Source organism: Desulfosarcina cetonica JCM 12296 (genome assembly GCF_001311845.1).
GTDB lineage: Bacteria > Desulfobacterota > Desulfobacteria > Desulfobacterales > Desulfosarcinaceae > Desulfosarcina > Desulfosarcina cetonica.
On the sequence record NZ_BBCC01000130.1, the window covers coordinates 1 to 18,726 of the forward strand.

19 protein-coding genes and 4 pseudogenes are annotated in these 18,726 nt (G+C 59.9%); 14 read left to right on the forward strand and 9 right to left on the reverse strand.

Going from position 1 to position 18,726, the window contains the following annotated elements; genetic code table 11:
- On the reverse strand, positions 1 to 946 hold a 946-nt coding region (locus JCM12296_RS23305; RefSeq protein ID WP_157067836.1), incomplete at its 3' end, for a radical SAM protein.
- Positions 947 to 1,170: 224 nt separating this feature from the next.
- Between JCM12296_RS23305 and JCM12296_RS23310 the strand changes: the two genes are divergently transcribed.
- The 3 genes and pseudogenes from JCM12296_RS23310 to yedF all read left to right on the forward strand — a co-directional run bounded on the left by JCM12296_RS23310 (position 1,171) and on the right by yedF (position 3,203).
- The gene (locus JCM12296_RS23310) at positions 1,171 to 1,425 is read left to right on the forward strand and encodes a hypothetical protein (RefSeq protein WP_054698555.1); all 255 of its coding nucleotides are present in this window, start codon (positions 1,171 to 1,173) and stop codon (positions 1,423 to 1,425) included.
- 48 nt (positions 1,426 to 1,473) lie between these two features.
- A pseudogene (gene selD / locus JCM12296_RS23315) lies at positions 1,474 to 2,531 on the forward strand (selenide, water dikinase SelD).
- 75 nt (positions 2,532 to 2,606) lie between these two features.
- Entirely contained in the window at positions 2,607 to 3,203 is a 597-nt protein-coding gene (yedF, locus tag JCM12296_RS23320) for a sulfurtransferase-like selenium metabolism protein YedF (protein WP_054698557.1), read from the forward strand.
- A 7-nt stretch (positions 3,204 to 3,210) separates the two neighbouring features.
- Here yedF and JCM12296_RS23325 read toward each other — a convergent pair whose 3' ends face one another.
- From JCM12296_RS23325 to JCM12296_RS23330, 3 genes are all read right to left on the reverse strand, one after another.
- On the reverse strand, positions 3,211 to 4,077 hold the full coding sequence (locus JCM12296_RS23325; protein WP_054698559.1) for an ABC transporter substrate-binding protein: 867 nt from the start codon (positions 4,075 to 4,077) through the stop codon (positions 3,211 to 3,213).
- Between the two features lie 143 nt (positions 4,078 to 4,220).
- Positions 4,221 to 4,451, reverse strand: coding sequence for a hypothetical protein (locus JCM12296_RS49410; RefSeq protein ID WP_306304113.1), 231 nt, complete (start codon positions 4,449 to 4,451; stop codon positions 4,221 to 4,223).
- On the reverse strand, positions 4,418 to 5,440 hold the full coding sequence (locus tag JCM12296_RS23330) for an aminotransferase class I/II-fold pyridoxal phosphate-dependent enzyme (protein WP_306304114.1): 1,023 nt from the start codon (positions 5,438 to 5,440) through the stop codon (positions 4,418 to 4,420). Before JCM12296_RS23330 ends, JCM12296_RS49410 begins: the two co-directional genes overlap by 34 nt.
- Positions 5,441 to 5,906: 466 nt before the next feature.
- On the opposite strand from JCM12296_RS23330, the gene JCM12296_RS23335 reads away from it, so the two are divergent.
- Together JCM12296_RS23335 and JCM12296_RS23340 are read left to right on the forward strand one after the other, a co-directional pair.
- Positions 5,907 to 6,677, forward strand: a complete 771-nt coding sequence (locus JCM12296_RS23335; protein WP_213183422.1) for a YdcF family protein — start codon at positions 5,907 to 5,909, stop codon at positions 6,675 to 6,677.
- Complete coding sequence (locus JCM12296_RS23340; RefSeq protein ID WP_054698565.1) at positions 6,674 to 7,129, forward strand: hypothetical protein; 456 nt, start codon at positions 6,674 to 6,676, stop codon at positions 7,127 to 7,129. Before JCM12296_RS23335 ends, JCM12296_RS23340 begins: the two co-directional genes overlap by 4 nt.
- Positions 7,130 to 7,146: 17 nt before the next feature.
- Here the strand turns inward: JCM12296_RS23340 and JCM12296_RS36890 are convergent, their stop codons facing one another.
- The 4 genes from JCM12296_RS36890 to JCM12296_RS40165 are packed head-to-tail and all read right to left on the reverse strand — an operon-like array spanning position 7,147 to position 9,512.
- The gene (locus tag JCM12296_RS36890) at positions 7,147 to 7,815 is read right to left on the reverse strand and encodes a response regulator (RefSeq protein WP_083456436.1); all 669 of its coding nucleotides are present in this window, start codon (positions 7,813 to 7,815) and stop codon (positions 7,147 to 7,149) included.
- Position 7,816: 1 nt separating this feature from the next.
- Positions 7,817 to 8,752: a sensor histidine kinase gene (locus JCM12296_RS23350; protein WP_083456437.1), complete on the reverse strand. Its 936-nt coding sequence runs from the start codon at positions 8,750 to 8,752 to the stop codon at positions 7,817 to 7,819.
- Positions 8,752 to 9,279 carry a MinD/ParA family ATP-binding protein gene (locus JCM12296_RS23355; protein WP_054698569.1) on the reverse strand — a complete coding sequence of 176 codons (528 nt, stop codon included), beginning with the start codon at positions 9,277 to 9,279 and terminating at the stop codon, positions 8,752 to 8,754. Before JCM12296_RS23355 ends, JCM12296_RS23350 begins: the two co-directional genes overlap by 1 nt.
- Positions 9,276 to 9,512: a nucleotide-binding protein gene (locus JCM12296_RS40165; protein WP_054698571.1), complete on the reverse strand. Its 237-nt coding sequence runs from the start codon at positions 9,510 to 9,512 to the stop codon at positions 9,276 to 9,278. Before JCM12296_RS40165 ends, JCM12296_RS23355 begins: the two co-directional genes overlap by 4 nt.
- A gap of 272 nt (positions 9,513 to 9,784) precedes the next feature.
- Between JCM12296_RS40165 and JCM12296_RS23365 the strand changes: the two genes are divergently transcribed.
- The 9 genes and pseudogenes from JCM12296_RS23365 (at position 9,785) to JCM12296_RS50755 (ending at position 17,727) form a co-directional block, all read left to right on the forward strand.
- Positions 9,785 to 10,261, forward strand: coding sequence for a MarR family winged helix-turn-helix transcriptional regulator (locus JCM12296_RS23365; protein ID WP_054698573.1), 477 nt, complete (start codon positions 9,785 to 9,787; stop codon positions 10,259 to 10,261).
- Between the two features lie 11 nt (positions 10,262 to 10,272).
- A complete protein-coding gene (locus JCM12296_RS23370) occupies positions 10,273 to 11,631 on the forward strand; it encodes an efflux RND transporter periplasmic adaptor subunit (protein ID WP_054698575.1) in 1,359 nt (452 codons plus the stop codon).
- A complete protein-coding gene (locus tag JCM12296_RS48030) occupies positions 11,628 to 13,016 on the forward strand; it encodes an efflux RND transporter permease subunit (RefSeq protein ID WP_281492134.1) in 1,389 nt (462 codons plus the stop codon). The genes JCM12296_RS23370 and JCM12296_RS48030 overlap by 4 nt, the downstream gene beginning before the upstream one ends.
- Before the next feature lie 23 nt (positions 13,017 to 13,039).
- Positions 13,040 to 13,816 (forward strand): annotated as a pseudogene (locus tag JCM12296_RS48035) (efflux RND transporter permease subunit); the annotation flags it as partial.
- 83 nt (positions 13,817 to 13,899) lie between these two features.
- On the forward strand, positions 13,900 to 14,871 hold the full coding sequence (locus JCM12296_RS48040; RefSeq protein ID WP_281492135.1) for an efflux RND transporter permease subunit: 972 nt from the start codon (positions 13,900 to 13,902) through the stop codon (positions 14,869 to 14,871).
- Between the two features lie 214 nt (positions 14,872 to 15,085).
- Positions 15,086 to 15,619, forward strand: a pseudogene (locus JCM12296_RS48045) (TolC family protein); the annotation flags it as partial.
- 78 nt (positions 15,620 to 15,697) lie between these two features.
- Positions 15,698 to 16,297 carry a TolC family protein gene (locus JCM12296_RS48050; protein WP_281492136.1) on the forward strand — a complete coding sequence of 200 codons (600 nt, stop codon included), beginning with the start codon at positions 15,698 to 15,700 and terminating at the stop codon, positions 16,295 to 16,297.
- Positions 16,298 to 16,318: 21 nt separating this feature from the next.
- A pseudogene (locus tag JCM12296_RS50750) lies at positions 16,319 to 17,032 on the forward strand (TolC family protein); the annotation flags it as partial.
- 209 nt (positions 17,033 to 17,241) lie between these two features.
- A complete protein-coding gene (locus JCM12296_RS50755) occupies positions 17,242 to 17,727 on the forward strand; it encodes a TolC family protein (RefSeq protein ID WP_422699111.1) in 486 nt (161 codons plus the stop codon).
- 60 nt (positions 17,728 to 17,787) lie between these two features.
- On the opposite strand, the gene JCM12296_RS23395 is transcribed toward JCM12296_RS50755, so the two are convergent.
- Positions 17,788 to 18,726, reverse strand: a 939-nt coding sequence (locus JCM12296_RS23395; RefSeq protein ID WP_054698581.1) for an ABC transporter permease, incomplete at its 5' end; no start/stop codon positions are given.

Sequence of the window (18,726 nt, forward strand, 5' to 3'; positions counted from 1 at the left end):
CCGGACCGATGGCCAGGGAGGTCCATCCGCCGCCACCAAGGTCGTGGCGGGTACCCGGCGGCGAGAAAATCCGGCCGGCCAGGGCACTGATGTTGTCAATGTCCACATCCGCTTTGCGCGCCAGGGGGTGAACCCGCATCAGGGCCTCGAAAAGATCGTCCGGCGCGACAAAGGTTTCCGGCCGGGCGTTGCCCGTCACCAGCAGCCAAAGGTAGTGGACACCGCCGATGCCGCACGTCCTGGCCAGCTCGATCGGATGGGCCATGGCGGCCAGGTTGTCCCGATCCACGGCCATGGCCAGGTTGGTGTCGATACCGCATTCTCCCACCCGCGAGAGCGTCTTTACCAGCCGATCGTAGCTACCGGCCCCGCGCGTCGCATCGTGTGCCGAACGGTCGCCATCCACGCTGATTTGAAAGTGCAGTCGCTCCATGGGCAGCTGCATCAGTTCTTGCCAACGCGCCTCGATGAGCAGGCCGTTGGTCAGAATCACCAGGTGGCTTTCGTCGTCATGATCGAGCACCGTCCGGCAGATTGCGATGAAATCCGGATGCATCAAGGGCTCGCCGCCGGTGAGGAAAAACAGGCGCGCACCCAAATCGAAACTCTGCACGAAGGCCCTTTGAAAGTCCGCCAGCGAGAGGGTCGTGCGGGCCTGGGGAGAGCAGGCAAACAGGCAGTGGCGGCAACTCAGGTTGCAGTGATCGGTGATGTGAAACCAGCACTCTTCCAGCCGGTCCAGTTCCAGCACGTCGGTACGTCCCGGATAAGGATCCGGCACGGGCAGGTGCATTTGGTCGAGAAGCTGACGCGCGCGGGTCAGCCAAAGCGGATCGAAGCCATTCTTCAACGTGCCGCCGCGTTGAATGCGTTGAATCAGGTCGTCCCCGGCAGGTCGGCACCAGCCAGAGGGGGGTCTCCGGTTGCAGGTAAATGGGCGTTTCATCGTATTCCAGTCGCTGCCACAGCGTCAGGTCGGGTCGATTCATGGGGGCATATCCATTGTTAAAGGTGGATTCAATTTATGGCCAAATGATCATAATCATAATTCTGAATAGGGTAAAATAGCATTTTTCGATCGATGGTGGTCACAGTATCGCTTTATCCGATTTGATTTAGCCTCACCGGAAAGGTAAGGGTCTAGTGCAGTCATAAACGATGGGAGAACCGATGGCAAAGGCAGCGCCCGCATGGATCGAACCGGAAATGACGGTATTGGACATCGTGAGCCGTTACCGCGACACGGAAGCCGTGTTCAAGCGTTGGGACGAACAGGCTGGTGAGTGCATTTGCTGCCAGGCCCTGTTTGACACCCTGCGCCAAGTGGCGCAACGCTACCAGCTGGACCTGGAGCGGCTTTTGGCCGAACTTCATGCCGCTGCCGCATCCGCCGCGTTCCCGCCGCCACCGGGTGGTGAGGGCTGATTTTCCCGTCGCTGATGGATTTATACGGCGGACCGCAGGAGAAGATCCATGGTCGAAAACAAGCAAAAATCGCCACTGCGCCTGACCGAGACGGTCAAAGGGGCCGGTTGAGCCTCTAAACTGCCTCCAGGGGACCTGGACAGGGCGTTGTGCGGGTTGGATTTTCCAACCGATCCCCATGTGCTCGTGGGACTCTCCCGGGCAGATGACGCCGGGGTATATCAAATTTCCGAGGATCTGGCCCTGATCCAGACCGTCGATTTTTTTACCCCCGTGGTGGACGACCCCTACGGGTTCGGCCAGATCGCCGCGGCCAATGCCCTGAGTGATGTCTACGCAATGGGCGGCGAGCCCAAAACCGCCATGAATCTGGTGGGGTTCCCCTTGAAGCAAATGGATCTGTCCGTGCTGCGGGCGGTCATTCAGGGGGGTATCGACAAGGTCAGGGAGGCCGGCGCCGTGCTGCTGGGCGGTCACAGCGTCGAGGATGACGAGTTCAAATATGGCCTTTCCGTGACCGGTTTCATCCATCCGAAGCAGATCCTCACCAAACAGGGGCTGCGCGCCGGCGACCGCCTGGTGTTGACCAAACCGCTCGGAACGGGGATCGTCAACACGGCCATCAAGGGAAACCTGGCTTCCGAGGCGCTCATCCAGCAGGTGATTGCCATCATGGCCAGCCTGAACCGCACGGCGGCCGAGGTGATGCGTCGGTATCCGGTCCACGCCTGCACCGACATTACCGGCTTCGGGCTGATCGGCCACTTGGCCGAGATGATCCAGGGCTCCGGGCTGGGTCTTAGCGTGCATGTCGATACCCTGCCGGTGATCCAGGAAGCGATCGAGTTTGCCGGCATGGGCATGGTTCCGGCCGGTGCCCATCGAAACCGGTCGTTCCGTTCGGCCATGGTGGCGCTGGCGTCATCGGTCGATCCGATCCTGCAGGATATCCTCTACGATCCCCAAACGTCCGGCGGCCTTTGCATCGTCGTCGCCCCCGCCGCGGCACAAGCCTGGTGGACCACCTGAAGGCCGAGGGTGTGTCGCATGCCACCGTGATCGGCGAGGTGGTGGATGATCCGGCCGACATGATTCGGGTGGCATAATGGGCGTCCGAATCGGGCGTGGCCGGACGTTATCTCCGATTTGCCGAAAACCCTGTTGATACAAAGGAATTTGCCGTGAAAAAGATCGATGCCAGAGGATTGTCCTGCCCTGCCCCGGTGCTGGAAACCAAAGCGGCCGTGGAGGCCTCGCACCCCCAAACGATCGAAGTGCTCGTGGACAACGAGCCGGCCCAACAGAACGTGACACGCTATTTGAATACCCAAGGCTACCAAACCGAGATCCGGCAAGAGGGGACCCTCTTCACGATTTTCGGCACCGGTGGTGATGCCGCGTCAGCCCCCGCATCGGAGGCGGTCGAACCGACCTCCGATGCAAAAAAAATCATGGTGATGGTGGCGGCCGACCGCATGGGTCGCGGGGACGACGAATTGGGGACCAAGCTGATGATCAATTTCATCAAGACCCTCAAGGAGATGGGGGATGAACTGTGGCGCCTGGTGTTCGTCAACAGCGGCGTCAAGCTGACCATCACCGGTGCCGCACCCCTGGCGGATCTGAAAGATCTTGACGCGGCCGGCGTGACCATCCTGGTGTGCGGGACCTGTCTGGATCACTTCCAATTACTGGAACAGAAACAGGTGGGCGAGACCACCAACATGCTGGATATCGTAACCGCCATGCAACTGGCCGATAAAGTGGTCACGATCTAAACGCGTGTCAGTGGTCGTACTGCTTGGCATAGGCCGCGTCGTTGTATAATCCCTCGCCATATTGATCCGCGCCGTATTTCCGCAGGAGATCCTGTCCCGCATCCGAGACGACGAAATCCACGAAAGCGGCTGCCAGGGGCTGGGCGGGCGTGGCGCCTTCGGGCTGGCAAAGGGTGTGATAGGTGTTGATCAGCACCGGATCGCCGCGGTAGAGAATTTTCAGGTTGGCCAGTTCCTTTTTGGCCGCCACCCAGGTGCTGCTGTCGGTCATGAAATAGCCATTTTCCGCGTCGGCCATTTTCAGGGTCGCCATCATGAACGTATGGGTGACCTTGTACCAGTCGCCCTCGGGGGTGATGCCGGCGGCCTTCCAGATGGCCAGTTCCTTCTTGTGGGTGCCGGAATTGTCTCCGCGGGAGAGAAAGAGCGCCTTGGCTCCGGCGATACGCTTGTAAGCGTCGGCGGCACGCGTCGCAGCGGCGATCTTGGCCGGATCCCCCGCCGGACCGACGATATAAAATTCATTGGAGCCGATCAGGTTGCGCTTGATGGCCCAGCCATCGGCAACGGCCTGCTTTTCAGCGGCCGGGGCATGGACCATGACCAGATCGACCGATTTCGCCTTGAGCAGTTTCAGCGAGGCGCCTGAACCGGCTTTCTTCCAGCACAATTGGGTGTCGTGGGTTTGGTTGAAAGCGTTGGCCAGCACTTCGAGCAGGCCCAGTTCACCGGGGCTTCCGGTCGCCAGCCGAAGGGTCGCGGCACCGTTGCCATAGACCGCGGTGCAATTGTCCTGGGCCCAGGTGGCCGGTACCAGCAGGAAAACGACGACCAGAAGGGCGGGAAAAAGCGTCCATGTTGATCTGTAGCGCATGCGGAGTCTCCTTGTTGGGGTGGTGGCGTGAGCCGAAAAACGTGCATCTGCTTAGCGAACAAACAAACCCCCTGTCAACACCATCTGACTGTTATAATTAGAATATACAAAAACATACCGATGCTTACACGGACGAACCAGAATCACGCCGCCGGCGATGCCATCTCTTTTTCCAGATCCGTCAATGCCCGGCGAATCTGACGGAGTGCCTGACGGATGCGATTTTCGTTTTCCACCAGGGCCAGACGCAGGTAACCGTCGCCCTCTTCGCCGAAACCGGCGCCAGGCGTGACGGCCACGTTGGCCCGTTGCATCATCTCGATGGCAAACTTCAGCGACCCTATGCGGCACCAGGCTCGGGGATCTTCACCCACACGAACATGCCGGCCTTGGGCTTCTCCACCGGCCAGCCCATACGTTCCAGCCCCTCGCACATCACATCCCGCCGGCTCTGGTAAATGGCGGCTTGCGTGGCGATGTCATCTTCACAGTCGCGCATGGCCACGATCCCGGCAATCTGGATGGGCGAAAAGATGCCATAGTCGTAGTAGCCCTTGATCCGGCCCAGTCCCTCGATGATTTTCGGGTTGCCCACGCAGTAACCCACCCGCCAGCCGGCCATGTTGTAGGACTTGGAGAAGGAGCCGAACTCGACACCGACATCCATGGCGCCGGGCACTTCCATGAAGCTGGGCGCGGTATAACCGTCAAAGGTGATCCGGGCATAGGCAAAATCATTGACCACCATGAATCCATAGCGCTTGGCCAGGGTGGCCACCTCCCTGAAAAATTCTTTCGAGGCCAGCGTGCCGGTGGGATTGTGGGGGTAGTTGAGCATCAAAAGGCGCGGAATCGGCGTCAGGGATTCGCACATGGTGGCGATGCGCTTTAAAAATTCATCTTCCGAGGCGATGGGGATCCGGATCACACTGGCGCCGGCAATGACCGCGGCGTAGACATGGATGGGAAAGGCCGGCGCCGCCACCAGCACCGTGTCGCCAGGACCCACCAGGGCCAGGCAGAGGTGTGAGATCCCCTCCTTGGAGCCGATGGTACAGATGATTTCCTGCTCCGATTCCAGGTCGACGCCATAGTTGCGCTGGTAGTAAAGGGCGATTTCGCGCCGCAGGTTGCGCATCCCGCCGGCCACCGGATAGCGGTGGGTCTTGGGATCCTGGGATACCTCGCAGAGCTTTTCGATGACCGCGTTGGGTGCCGGGTCCATGGGGTTGCCCATGCCCAGATCGATGACATCCTCACCGTTCCAGCGCCGTTCCATCTTCATTTTGTTGATCATGCCGAACAGATAGGGCGGCAATTGGGACATACGTTCCGAAAAGCGAATGTTTACGGTCTGTTCCATTTTTTCTCCTTTATCATAAGTTTTATTACCGCCACCACTGGGAGAAAAAGAAAAACCCCCGATCCGTCCGGCCCGGGGGTTGAAGCGAGAAGGGCCGGCGTCGGGTCCGGCCCAATGATATCGGTGATTCAGCGTTTAGGGGATGCTGCCGCCGACCGTCAATGGACCGAGTCCGTTGCGGCGGCCGCGGCATGGTGCAAGTTCATGGTCACGGCAATTGGCCTTTCGTTAGGAACGACAATTGATCTGTCGCGCACGCATGCATAGCAAACGCACCACGGATTTGTCAACGAATTGCTGCTGCCGACCCATTTATGCGTTCGTCGCATTTGACCCGGAATTTTCAAGTATTGTATAATCTTTTCTTAATGGTCAACGGTGTCGTTTTATATTATCAACATGGCAAACCATAAGACGCCCGCCCTGAAAACATCCGATCGGGCGGGGATGGGGAACTTTGCGCATCATGCTGTTTGTCCTTAAAAAAGCGATTACCGCGATTGCCCTGCCACCGGGGATTCTTATCCTGATCATGGTGGTAATCGGCCTTAACCTCATCTTCAGTCGGCGTTTCCGGATCGGGCTGATCAGCCTGGGGGTCGGGATTCTGTTGTGGGCCATGTCCATCGGCCCGGTCGCCAATTTCCTGATGCGCGGCCTGGAAGCCGACTACACCATCCCCTCTCAGCCAGCCGGTGATGTGATGGTTCTCTTGGGCGGCGGAATCATCGATTGGGTGCCGGATCTTACCGGTACGGGCGCCCCATCACCCCTGATGATGGGGCGTGTGGTTACGGCCGTGCGCCTCTATCAGCGCTTGCAGCTGCCCATCATCGTGACCGGCGGCCGGGGGTGGGATGATGACGGCATGGCTGAAGCAACGGTGGTCAAGCGGTTTCTCGTAGACCTGGGAATCCCGGAAAATCGGATTATCGAGGAGGACCAGGCCCGGGATACGGCTCAGAATGCACGCTTCACGGCGGCTATCTGCCAGCAGAAAGGCTATCGCGAACCGATCCTACTCACGGCGGCCTACCACCTGAAACGGTCCGTGATGGTTTTCGAGGCGGCCGGTTTGCGGGTGACGCCCTTTCCCGCCTATTTCCTGGGGGCCCGGGCCAGACCCTACACATGGCGGCAACTGCTGCCCCAGGCGACGGCCTTTTATGTCAGTGCCTGCGCCATTCACGAATATGTGGGGCTGCTTTATTACCGCATGGTAAGGGTCCAGCCATGAGACTTTCGCGTCTGAAACCAGCGGTCCCCAAATGCTGGCTTTTCTTTGCCTGCGGGGTGATGTGGAGCGCAGTGGGGCTGATGATGTGTGCCCGGGCCGCCGGCTGGCTGGTGCCCGAGGGGATCTTTCGAGGGGGCGGCTTCGAACTGGCCGGGATGGCCATGGCCATCATCGTGCTGCGGCTCGGGTTTGGCGGGATCGCGCGCAAAAACATTCAGCGTTTGCGCCGCCTGCCGGAAAGGGGATGTTTTTTTGCGTTTCAGGCCTGGAAAAGCTACCTGATCATCATGGTGATGATTGCGCTGGGGATCACGTTGCGGCACCTGCCAATCCCCCACAGCGCCCTCTCTCTGGTTTACACCACCATCGGCGGCGCCCTTTTCATGGGCAGCTTTTACTACTACGGCCATCTGTTGCGGCTGTTGCGCGTCGTTTCCCAGCGTCACCCCTGATATCCCAGCCTTATGGGCTAACCGAGGGTGGTGGACGACTTCTCGAGATCGACGATGCGTTCGCCCTTCCCGTAATTCCGGGTTTCGTAACGGGTAATGCCCATGAGTTTTTGGGTGATGGCGCCCATGCGCTCGACCTGGGTTTTGATCTTGGCAAGCTTGGGGAAAAGCGGATCGTTTGGATCGATGGTGTCGAGGAGCAGTTCGGTGTGACCGGAAATGGCCATCATGGGCTGGTTCAGCTCATGGCAGATGGCACCGGCGGTTTCAAGCACGGCCTGGAGTTTTTCGCGATAAATGCGTTCGGATTCGCTACGGTGGCGGTGCAGGGCGATTTCGATGGAAACCAGCAGGCTGCGGGTTTCAAAGGGCTTGACCACATAGCCGAAGGGCTCCATGACCTTGGCGCGTTCCAGGGTGGCCGCATCCGTATAGGCGGTAAGATAGACCACGGGGATGCTGAAGCGGTCGCGGATCCGACCGGCGGCTTCGATGCCGTCCATCTCGCCCTTGAGACGGATATCCATCAGGATCAGATCCGGCTGCAGGGCGGCCGCATGGGCGATGGCGGTTTCCCCATCATGGGCCACGCCGCATACCGCATATCCATTTTTTTCGAGACGGCTTTTGATCTCCTGGGCCACGATGCCTTCGTCTTCCACCACCAGTATGGACGCCGGTGTCATATCAGCTTTCCTTTTTGGGTTGTTCGGGCGTGCTTACAACAATGCTGAAGCGCGTTCCGTTGGTTGTATCGACGGATACCGTGCCGTCCAGTTGGGCGGTCAGGGTATGGATCAGCCGCAGGCCCAGCGACGGCTTTTCGTTTTCGGCCGGCGATTCGGCCATTCCGATGCCGTTGTCCGCCACGACAAGCTCCATTCGGCCGGGGCTCAGCATCCGCACGATCACATCCAGCGTACCCATGGCCGCCGGTGTAAAGGCATGCTTGAGGGTGTTGCACACCAGTTCGTTGACAATCAGGCCGCAGGGAACGGCCGTGTCGACCCCCAGGCGAATGTCGTCGGCCCGGACGTTGAGTCGGATGCGTGACGAATCGATCCCGTAGGCATCGAACAGGTTGGCGGTCAACCCCTCGATGTAGCGCCCAAAGTCAATGCGGGCCAGATCGGTTGTACCGTAGAGCTGTTCGTGGATCAAGGCCATGGATTTGACCCGATGCTGACTCTCGCGCAGAATCTCGATTCCCTTGGGATCACTAAGGTAATCCTCCTGCAGATACAGCAGGCTGCTGACGATCTGCAGGTTGTTCTTGACCCGATGGTGGATCTCCTTGAGCAGGGCCTCCTTTTCCGCCAGCGACTGGCGCAGCTTTTGGTCTGCCGCGACCAATTCCTTCTCCGTCATTTGCCGTTCGAACAATTCCCGGCGCAGCTCGGCGGTTTTGCGTTGGACCATACGGTTTTGTTGGACGTATCCGAAAAACGCCGCGACGATCAGCACGCCCACCCAGACCAGGACCCAGAAAAGGCGATCGCCCCCCAGCGATCCTTGGCCGGTGGCATGCGCCGGGATGGCGGTCAGCACAAAGCTGAGAATGCCGTAGCAGCATCCGCCGCGGATCGCTCGGCGGATTCGAAATGGGTGTCTCGCGGCAGGCATCAAATCAGGGTATGGACCCGTTGCGCCAGTTCGTGGATGGCACGGGCGGCCTTGCTGCCAGGGGTTTGTTCGACGAAAGGAACCTGATCGAGAACCGCTCGGCGGACGGCCGTGTCCTCCGGAATATTGCCGAGGTGGGCGAGCTTCAGCTTGAGGAACCGTTGGGTGACGCGGTTGATGGTTTCCACGGTGTGCTTCCCCTCGCGCACACCGCGCACAAAATTGAGCACCAGGTTGAAATGGTCGATGCCATAATCGCGGCAGAGCAGTTTGATCAGGGCATAGGCATCGGTCATGGATGTGGGGTCCGGGCTGAGGAGAAAAATGTTGTGGTCGGCAAATTGATTGTACCACAACACGGATGCGCCGATACCCGCGGCCGTATCGATGATGACGTAATCGAAATCCGTCGATATCATTTTGATCAAGGACCCCAGTCGCTCCTGCTGCCCTGCGCCCAGGGTGACCAGCTCGGGAACACCGGAACTGCCCGGCAGCACGGCCAGGTTGGGACGGGCATAAATCAATGCCTGGCGAGGTCGGTGCCGTTTTCAAGAATATCCCGGAAATCGCGTTTTACCGATAGGCGCAGCAGCACATCCACGTTGGCCAGGCCCATGTCGCCGTCGATCACCAGCACGCGGCTGTCGTTGCGCGACAGGGCGATGGCAAAATTGATCGTGAAGCTGGTCTTGCCAACGCCCCCTTTTCCGCTGGTCACACAAAGGGTCAGCGGTTTTTTTATCTTCTGGGCCATCATTTTTTTCGTCCGCAACGCACAATCAGGCAATGTTGTCCACGTCTTCCGAATGCTTGAGATTTGTTTAGGCTCAATATCGGCCTCGGGCGAACTTACTTTAACCGGTACGGGGGAAGAAAATCGCGAATGATCCATAGCGCCATGATCCGTGCATCGTGTGCGGCAAGCGCCAACAAACATTTCGAAACTCAATTAATTAGGAAATCTAAATATTTTTATTGCGAACAATTAGGAAATCATATATTAAAGGTTCTCATCCCTTTGGAGGTCCTATGAAAGACAATGATTCCTTAGCCATCGCACGTTATATTTTCACCACCGGTCGAATGGTCCACGACATGGTCACGCGGATTTGCACGGCCGCCGGCATGGAAAAAGGGAAAACCAGCCGATTTGGCGAGCTGTCCGCGCAACAGATGAACATGATTCTGATGGTTCGCTTCCGCCAGGCCGTGTCGGTCTCGGAACTCGCCCGGCTGCTGGGCGTCTCGCCGCCATCCGTGTCAACGATGGTGGAGCGCCTGGTGGAGCGGGGCTTGCTGACCCGGACGGCTTGTCAACAGGACCGGCGTAAAGTGGAGATCCGGGTGTCACCGGATGCGATCGCGGACATCGCCCGCGTCGAGGATATGATCCTCGGGTCGTTTGTGGAGCTGGTCGAAGCCGTGGGACCGGAAACCACCCAAAAGTGGTGCGAAGTGCTTCAGCAGGTCAAGCAGGTTCTCGAAAAAAAACAGCTATCCGTTTAAGGGTGAAAGAAATGAAAATCACACAAAAGGAAAACGGACAGAAGCGGCACGTGGCCATGCGCATTGTGGTCTGCACGTTGATTATCACCGCCGGCTGGGCCGGTATGAAGGGTTTGGCCAGTCTTAAAGAACCCCCTGCAGAGGCGAAAAACGAAGAACGGGCCATTTCGGTACAGACCCTGACGGCCAAGCCGTTGGATTATCCGGTGACCATCACCGGTTACGGCCAGGCAAGGGCCCTGACCGAGGTGACCATCGCCCCGGAAGTGTCCGGCCGGATCGTCGCCACCCATCCCACCCTCAAAACCGGCCAGATCGTCCCGATCGGAGCGCTCCTTTTCCGGATCGATCCGGCCGACTACACGGCCGGTCTGCAAGAGGCGCAGGCCGGCGTGACCCAATGGCAAAACACGGCGGCACGGTTGAAAAAACAACTGGCCATCGACACCCAACGCTTGAAAACCCTGCAGCGTAGTGCCGCGTTGGCCAAAACCGAATTCGAACGAATCCGGCAACTTTTCGAATTGGATCAGGTGGGAACGCGATCCGGCGTGGACCAGGCGGAACGGACCTACAACAGCGCCACCGACCTGGCGGATCAAATGGCCCAGGCGGTGAGTCTTTATCCGCTGCAGATCCGGGAGGCGCAGAGTAGTCTGCGCTCCGCCCAGGCACGCCTTTCCGTGGCCGAAACCAATTTTGCCCGTTGTGAGGTGACAGCACCGTTCAACGCACGCCTCAAGGATGTCAACCTGGAGATCGGCCAGTTTGTCGCACCCGGCCAGCCGGTGTTGACCCTGGCCGATGACACGATCCTGGAAATTCAGGTTCCCCTGGACAGCCGTGATGCCCGCAACTGGCTGCAATTTGAAACATCGCCGGGCGACCGCCCGACGTCGGCCTGGTTCGCCGGACTCAAACCGGTGACCTGCACCATCTGCTGGACCGAGGACAAAGCCGGATCGGCCTGGACCGGCGTGTTGAACCGGGTCGTGAAGTTCGACCCGCAGACAAGAACCCTTACCGTGGCCGTTCGGATATCCGGTGAAGCGGCAGGGGCCGGTGGCCCCCGGCGCCTGCCCCTGGTGGAAGGGATGTTCTGCGCGGTAGAGATTCCCGGCCGGACCATGGCAGGCGTCGTGCGTCTGCCACGCCAGGCGGTGACCTACGAAAACAAGGTCTACCTGGCCAGCGCCGCCAGGCGGCTCAAAACCGCCGGTGTTACCGTCGTGCGCAGTGAAGGCGAGTATGTATATGTGGGGCAGGGGCTGCAAGCAGGCGACACGGTGATCATTACCCGGCTCATCGATCCCCTGGAAAACAGCCTGTTGGAAATGGCCCCCGCGGTCGACAAGGAATCTGCCTCATGAAACAGATGCTTGCCGCATTTGCCAGAAACACGGTATTCGCCAATATTGTGCTGGCATTGATCTTTATCGCCGGATATACCGTGACCGCCAACATGATCCGGGAAACCTTTCCCGAGTTTTCCCTGGACATGATCACCATTGCGGTGCCCTATCCCGGCGCGGACCCTGAAGAGGTGGAGGAGGGAATCAGTCGCAAGATCGAAGAGGCCATCGAGGGCCTCGAGGGCATCAAGCAATTCACCACCCAATCCGCCGAAGCGCTGAGCACGGCCAATATCGAAGTCAGCGAAGACTATGCTGTGGATGAAGTGCTCGACCGCGTGCGCACCAAGGTCAACGCCATCTCCACCTTTCCGGTGGATGCGGAAAAACCGGTGATCAGCGAACTGCTGCTCAAGGATCTGGTGACCCTGCTCTACCTGTCCGGCGACATGTCTGAGCGACGGATCAAGGAATGGTCCGAGACAATCAAGGACGAGATCCAGCAACTTCCCAACATCTCCCAGGTGTCGACCTTCGGGGCGCGCGAATACGAAATTTCCATCGAGGTATCCGAAGAAAAACTGCGTCAGTATGGGCTCTCCTTTGAGGATGTGGCCAGTGCCGTGCGCCGCAGCAGCCTGAACCTGGCCGGCGGCACCATCCGAACGCGCGCAGAGGAGATCCGCGTGCGCACCATGGGTCGGAAATATACCGGTGCGGAGCTGGCCGGCATTGTCGTTCTGGCGCGGCCCGAAGGGGATGTGATTACCCTGGACCGCCTGGCGCGCATCAACGATGGTTTCGCCGAGGATCCCATCGCCGCCACCATCAACGGGGATTCGGCGGTGTTGCTGCTCGTTTATAAAACCCCCGAAGAGGATGCCCTGGAGATCTCCAGAGCCGTCAACGATTATGTTCAGGCCAAACGCCTGGCAGTGCCCCCGGGGGTCAACATCAAAATCCTTTACGACAGCACCGAGATGCTGCGGGCACGCATCGACCTCTTGGTGAAAAACGGTATCATCGGGCTGATCATCGTCTTTCTGTTGCTGTGGTGTTTTCTCAATACCCGCCTCTCCTTCTGGGCCGGCATGGGCATCCCCACCGCCATTGCCGGGGCGTTGGTGATTCTTTGGGGATTGGGCGGCACGATCAACATGATTTCGCTTTTCGGGCTGATTATGGTATTGGGCATTGTTGTGGATGACGCCATCGTCGTGGGAGAGGCCATTTACGTGCATCGCAAGCAGGGCAAGCCCGCCCTCAAGGCCGCCATCGATGGGGTCAGTGAAGTGGGGATGCCGGTCATTGCCGCCGTGTTGACCACCATTGTGGCATTCATCCCGCTGTTTTATGTGGGCGGCATCATGGGCAAGTTCATTTCCATTCTGCCGGCGTGGTGATCGCCTGTCTGGTGGTTTCACTGGTGGAGTGCCTGCTTTTGCTTCCGGCACATTTGAGCCACTTACCCGACCCCCATCAAGCCCCGGTGGCGCGTCATCGGTTGATAAGCCGGCTTGCCCGGGTCCAGGAGGCCACCTCCCGTTGGATGGAGCGATTCGTCACCCGCGTTTATCGCCCATTTCTGAGCAGCACCTTAAAATGGCGCTATATCTCCCTGGCCACGGCCATCGCCGTTTTGATGCTGACCATCGGCCTGGTGAAAGGCGGCATCATCAAGTTCGAGGTGTTTCCCAAAATGGACGGTTTCATCATGACCGCCACGGCGGAGTTTCCCAGCGGCACCCCGCCGGAGGTGACCCGACGTGCCGTCCGGGAAATCGAAGCGGCCCTGATGCGACTGCAAAAAAGCACGCCCACGCGCAGTGGCGACCCGCTGGTCAAAGATCGCCTGACCTTGGTGGGCCAGACCCTGGGCAACATGCCCGATACCGGCCCTAACTATGGATCGGTGCAGGCGATTCTACTCGATTCCGAACAGCGCGGAATCCATTCCGAGGATTTGATGGTACGCTGGGAAAAGGCGATCGGCACACTGCCGGGCATCAAATCCCTGACCTTTTCGGGAATGGAATCCGGCCCGCCTGGCGATCCTATCGAGGTGTGGCTCCAGGGGCACGACATGAAAAGGCTCCTGGTGGCAGCCGATGAGCTGATGGCGCGGCTGAGGAAATTCGATGGCGTCTATCAGATCCGCAGCGACTTTTCACCGGGCAAGAACGAAATGCGCCTGGCCCTCAAACCGGAAGCCCGCGCCCTGGGGCTGACCGTGGAGGACCTGGCGCGGCAGGTCTATGCCGCTACTACGGTGATGAAGCCCTGCGGCTGCAGCGGGGCCGGGATGATGTACGCGTCAAGGTTCGCTACACGGCGGATGAGCGCAGCCGACTTTCCGACCTGGAACAGGTGCGCATCCGTACCGCCGGCGGTTTCGAGGTCCCGCTCATGTCCGTCGCCGATGTCGCCTTCACGCCGGGCTACTCGACCATCACCCGCACCGACGGAATGCGCCGGGTCGCGGTGAGTGCCGGTGTGGATACCAAGAAAGCCAATGCCAACGAAATCTTTGCCGAATTGTCAGCCAGCTATTTCCCGGCGCTGAAGAAACGCCATCCCGGTATTTTTGTGGATCTTCAGGGCGAGCAGAAAAAGATGCGCGAATCCTTCGGCAGCCTGAAAATCGGATTTCCTTTGGCCGTGTTGGGCATTTTCATTATCATCGCCACCATGTTCCGGTCTTATGCTCAGCCTTTGGTGATTATGTTTACCGTTCCGTTTGGTATTATCGGTGCGATATTCGGGCACCTGTTGATGGGTTATGATCTATCCATCATGAGCCTTTTCGGCATGGTGGCCCTCACCGGCGTAGTGGTCAACGATGCGATTGTGCTTATCGAGCGCATCAATGAAAACCTGGCCTGCGGAGTGCCCTTTTTCGACGCCATTCTACAAGGTGGCATGCGGCGCTTCAGGGCTATTTTCCTGACCACCGTGAGCACGGTGGGGGGATTGGCACCGCTGATTCTGGAGACCGATTTCCAGGCCAAGTTCCTGATTCCCATGGCCTTGTCCATTGCTGCCGGGGTGGCCTTTGCCACGGTTCTCACGCTGATTCTGATACCCAGCCTGCTGGTGATCCTGAGCGATCTGCGCTTGTTGATCCACCGCTTCCGCCATGGCCGATGGCCGAACAGGCGGGATGTGGAACCGGCCTGTGACCGGCATGCCGATCCGCTGGGAATGGATCCGGAAAAGAAGACCTTGCCGCCCGTGGATTTGTGCAACTTGCCGCAATGACACCAATCAATGCTCAACAAGGGAGTGAATCCATGAAATCCTGCCTCATTCTGGTTCTGCTGATACTGGGCGGCTGGGGTGCTGCCCCGGATACTGCCGCTGCCGCGCCTGAATCGGGTGGCAACCCGGACTGGACGTCGATCGCGGTCCTCGATCTCGACACCGCGATCAGCATTGCCCTGCGTGACAACCCCAGTCTGGAGCCGCCGCTGCCCGTGTTCACCAGGCCAAGGCGCAGGTGGCGCAGGCCCGGGCCGCCTACTGGCCCCGCCTGGACGCCAACGCCTCGGCGGCACGCGTTGACCTGTCCGAAACCACCTATCAGGAAAATCTGGCTTTGGCGCGGATTTTCGATCCCAACGCCAGTATTTCCAATCCCGAGGAAACCTACCATACGGATCTGACCGCTTCCTGGACCCTTTTCGACGGATTCGAACGCAAGTTCACCAAGATGGCGGCCCGTTACGGGGAGCAGTCCAGCGCCGCCGCCCTGAATGATGTGCGTCGCCTCCTGGCCGCCGCCGTGGCCCAGGCGTACTTTTCGGCCCAGCTCGCCTTGGAAAACATTGCCATCGCCAAGGCGGATGAGGCCTTCAACCTGCGGCAGCTGGCCGATGCCGAGGCCCGCCAACGGGTCGGCACCGGTGCCCTGAGCGATGTGCTCAATTTTCAGGTAAGAAAAAACCAGGCCAATACCAACCGCATCAACCAGGAGTCCCAGTACACGATTTCCCTCTTCGGCCTGGCCGCGCTCTTGGGGCTTCCCGAGTCGCGACTGCCGGATGCGGTGAAACTCGCCTCCCTGGCGCCCGAAACCGCCACCGAAATGGCGTCGCCTTCCCTGGAAGACCTCATCGCCACAGCCCTTGATCACCGGTCGGATCTCAAGGCCTTGCACTGGCAGGTCCAGCAGGCCGAGGCCCAGGTCGAGGTCGCCCGTTCCGGTTACTATCCCTCGGTGGCCCTGTCGGGCACCGTGGGTGGGGATCGCAGCGGTGACGCGGACTTTCGCCAGGATGATTTCGGCAACCAGGTCCAGTTGGGCCTCTCTTACAATCTCTTTTCCGGGGGATACACCCGCGCAAAAATCCAGGAAGCCCGTCAGCGCAAGGTCGAGCTGGAAAAAACACTGGCGGATCAGCGTCTTTCCACCACCGCCGATATTCGTAGCGCTGCGACACGGGTGGCCACGGCCCAGACCCAGGTGATCCTGCAGCGTGAAAACGTGGATCTGGTCCAGCGCACCCGCGATCTGGTGGAAAAGGAGTACAACGCCGGCCAGGGATCGCTGGTGCGTCTCAACGAAGCCCAGAAGGACCTCACCACGGCCCGGAGCAATCTGGCCTTGGCCCTGGTGGGCCTGCGCCAGGCCTGGGTGGAACTTCGCACCCAAGCTGGCACCTTGCTGGCGAACTTGGCATTTTGAAGCATTTTAGGGAGGGGGAGCATGTTTGATTTGAAAAGAAATGTCATCCGCCTGCTGGCGATTCTCGTTCTGGCGGGAAGCGCCTGCCCGCTCACGGCCCTGGCCGCCGAACCGCCGAACGTACCCCTTGTCCTGGACCAGGCCGTGGCCTTGGCCGTAGCCAACAACCGCCTGGTGCGGGAGACGGTCGCAAACAGCCATGCCGCCGAGGCGGCCCACCGCAGCGCCCGGGCCGACCTGTTTCCCAAGGCCTCGGCCGAGTACGGCTACACCCGTTTCAAGGAACAACCGTATATGTGGGTGGAAGGATACCAGATGAGCCCCCAGGGCACGATCACCGGCATCCAGAGCTACCAAAAAGCCACCTCCGACAAAACGATGGTCAAATGGAACCTGACCCTCACCCAACCCCTTTTTACCGGTTTTGCCCTCATCACGCGACTCAAGATGGCCGAATTGGGTATCAAAAGCAGCCGGGTGGACGAGGCCGTCGCCCTTCAGGATGTGACCAAGCAGGCCAAACTGGCGTTCATCAACGTACTCCTGGCCGAAAAGCTCTTGACCGTGGCCATCCAGACGGAGGTCAGCATCGCCTCCCATGCACGCAATGCCGAAAATTTCTACGACCAGGGCCTGATTCCCTACAACGACCAGCTCCAGTCCAAGGTGGCCCTGGCGGATGCCACCCAGCAGCGCGTGGCCCAGGCCGCCCGCCGGGAGATGGCCGTCGCCTCCCTCAACACGGTGTTGGATCTGCCGGTCGAGCACCCGACGCGCGTGCATGAACTGGCCGATCAGCCGGTCAGCGAACCGGCGGCACTGACCGGCCTGATGGCACGCGCCCTCCAGCGTCGTCCGGAACTCACGGGCCTGGATCTGGGTCGGCAGCAGTTGGTCCAGGGGGTCACCCTGCCCGCAGCGCCTATTATCCCACCGTCTCCCTGGTGGGACAGTACCGCCAGCAGGGTGACGATCCCATGGCCACCGAAAATGATTACGACAACGCGCACAACGCCTTGGTCGGCGTCCAGGCCCAGTGGACTTTTTTCGAATGGGGCAAGACCCGGGCCGAGGAATCGCGCATCCGCCACCAGATCCGGGCCATGGATGAGAAGATCGAAGCGGTCAGGCAGTCCATCCAGCTGGAGGTCAAGGACGCCTATACCCGCTTGCAGGTTGCCCGGGAAAATATCCGTACGGCCAACGCGGCCCTGGACCAGGCCCGGGAAAACCTGCGCATCGTCAACACCCGCTATGCCCAGCAGATGGCCACCTCCACGGATGTGCTGGACGCCAACACCAAGCAAACCCAGGCCCAGGCCAACTATTACGGCGCGGTGTATGGCTGCCACTCGGCCCTGGCCGAATTGGAACGCGCCGTGGGCCAGCCGGTGGCGGATCGTCTTTCTGAATCCACGCCGACCCCCTGATCGGGAGCGCTTTTGATTGGACCGTGAAATGCCGGTGATGGGTTTTGAATGCCGATGGCGTCAGCGCAGGCGCCCGCCGGTCCGGGCCCGGCGCTGCCACATGCCGGCAACGATGATGCACCCGATGAAAAACGCCACCAGGGCGGCGGTTTCGGGGAGAACATCGCCGATCCGCCCCCCCCGGACAAACACGTCTATAACTCCCGTCAGCCCCCATCCCAGGGGAGAGATGACGCTGATTTTCTGCATGAACGTCGGCATGGCATACACCGGTACCATGATGCCGCCCAGGGCGGCGGCGATGACCACGGAAATCGGGCCGATCACGGCGGCCTGCTGGTAGGAATCCACCACGCTGCCCAACAGGATGCCGAATCCGGTGGCGGCCAGGATGGCACCGGCCAGGAGGGTGAAAAGGGCCAGGGGGGCATGGCCCATCTCCAGGGCGGGGGATCCCCACAAGGGCAGCAACCATTTACCGATGCAACCGATCAGGATGCATTGGATCCCGCAGATGCCGGCGTAGGCGATGATCCGGCCGCCGACCAGGGTCGCATATCCTACCGGCATGGCCGCCAGGCGCTGCCGGGTCCCGTCCACGCGTTCCTGGATAAAGGCCCCCGATATGGGCAAAACGATAAAAAAGATGCCGAAGAGAGACCAGGCCGGCACGTTCTGTTGCACCGCCGTGGGCAGTCGCGGGCGCTGACCGGCCGCCGCATCCCCGTCCTCGACGCGCAAAAGGGGCATCGCCGGTGAGTCAGCCTGAAAATTGAAGGCCGGCGAAGAGGGCCAGGGGCCGGCCAGGGGCGGCGTCGGGCTGGTCAGGGGGCGCTGGCTAGCCCCGGAAAGTTGCCCGGACAGGGCCTTGAAAATTTCAGCCACTTCGATGCGCAGAACCGTCAGCTCCATCAGATGATGAACCGCCGAGCGGTAGCCGCCCATGACCGTCGGATCGAAATGGATCTCGATGCGCGGCGCGGGGACGGTGTCCGGCAG

What these genes read in the sequence shown, in the direction of transcription:
- JCM12296_RS23310 (WP_054698555.1), top strand. Translation starts at nt 1,171, where the DNA reads ATGGCAAAGGCAGCGCCCGCATGGATCGAACCGGAAATGACGGTATTG.
- JCM12296_RS23325 (WP_054698559.1), bottom strand. Translation starts at nt 4,077, where the DNA reads ATGCGCTACAGATCAACATGGACGCTTTTTCCCGCCCTTCTGGTCGTC.
- JCM12296_RS23330 (WP_306304114.1), bottom strand. Translation starts at nt 5,440, where the DNA reads ATGGAACAGACCGTAAACATTCGCTTTTCGGAACGTATGTCCCAATTG.
- JCM12296_RS23335 (WP_213183422.1), top strand. Translation starts at nt 5,907, where the DNA reads ATGCTGTTTGTCCTTAAAAAAGCGATTACCGCGATTGCCCTGCCACCG.
- JCM12296_RS23340 (WP_054698565.1), top strand. Translation starts at nt 6,674, where the DNA reads ATGAGACTTTCGCGTCTGAAACCAGCGGTCCCCAAATGCTGGCTTTTC.
- JCM12296_RS36890 (WP_083456436.1), bottom strand. Translation starts at nt 7,815, where the DNA reads ATGACACCGGCGTCCATACTGGTGGTGGAAGACGAAGGCATCGTGGCC.
- JCM12296_RS23350 (WP_083456437.1), bottom strand. Translation starts at nt 8,752, where the DNA reads ATGCCTGCCGCGAGACACCCATTTCGAATCCGCCGAGCGATCCGCGGC.
- JCM12296_RS40165 (WP_054698571.1), bottom strand. Translation starts at nt 9,512, where the DNA reads ATGATGGCCCAGAAGATAAAAAAACCGCTGACCCTTTGTGTGACCAGC.
- JCM12296_RS23365 (WP_054698573.1), top strand. Translation starts at nt 9,785, where the DNA reads ATGAAAGACAATGATTCCTTAGCCATCGCACGTTATATTTTCACCACC.
- JCM12296_RS23370 (WP_054698575.1), top strand. Translation starts at nt 10,273, where the DNA reads ATGAAAATCACACAAAAGGAAAACGGACAGAAGCGGCACGTGGCCATG.
- JCM12296_RS48030 (WP_281492134.1), top strand. Translation starts at nt 11,628, where the DNA reads ATGAAACAGATGCTTGCCGCATTTGCCAGAAACACGGTATTCGCCAAT.
- JCM12296_RS48050 (WP_281492136.1), top strand. Translation starts at nt 15,698, where the DNA reads ATGGCGTCGCCTTCCCTGGAAGACCTCATCGCCACAGCCCTTGATCAC.